Source organism: Mycobacterium sp. 852002-30065_SCH5024008 (assembly GCF_001665645.1).
Classification (GTDB): Bacteria; Actinomycetota; Actinomycetes; order Mycobacteriales; family Mycobacteriaceae; genus Mycobacterium; species Mycobacterium paraffinicum.
In genome coordinates this window covers 1-514 of record NZ_LZSZ01000010.1, presented here as the reverse complement: position 1 = coordinate 514, position 514 = coordinate 1, and the positions used below count along the sequence as shown (strand labels likewise).

Annotated in this window: 1 protein-coding gene; it reads left to right on the top strand. The window is 68.1% G+C overall.

Annotation, left to right across the window (positions count from 1 at the left end; all coding sequences use genetic code 11):
• A partial coding sequence (locus tag A5781_RS00900; RefSeq protein ID WP_156624283.1) for a phosphopantetheine-binding protein occupies window positions 1–514 on the top strand: 514 nt, incomplete at both ends.

Genomic DNA, 514 nt, shown 5'->3' with positions numbered 1-514 from the left:
ATGTCGGGCGCGCCGATGAGCAGGTCAAGATCCGCGGCTATCGCATCGAGGTCGGTGAAATCCGTTCGGCCCTGGCCGCACTCGACGGTGTCCAGGAGGCGGTCGTCATCGTGCGCGAGGACCGCCCCGGCGACAAACGCCTCATCGGCTACATCACCGGCACCGCCGACCCCGCCGCGCTGCGCACCCAACTCGCCCAGCGGCTGCCCGACTACATGATCCCGGCCGCCATCGTGCCCCTGCCCACCCTGCCCGTCACCGTCAACGGCAAACTCGACATTCGCGCCCTACCGTCACCCGAATACACCGCCTCGGGGTACCGAGCCCCCACCAATCCCACCGAAGAAATCCTGGCCGGCATCTACGCCCAGGTGCTCGGCGTCGAGCGGGTCGGGATCGACCAGTCGTTCTTCGACCTTGGCGGCGACAGCATCTTGGCGATGCGCCTGATCGCCGCGGTCAACACCGACCTGGACGAGTACCTGTCGGTGCGCGCCGTGTTCGAGGCGCCCAC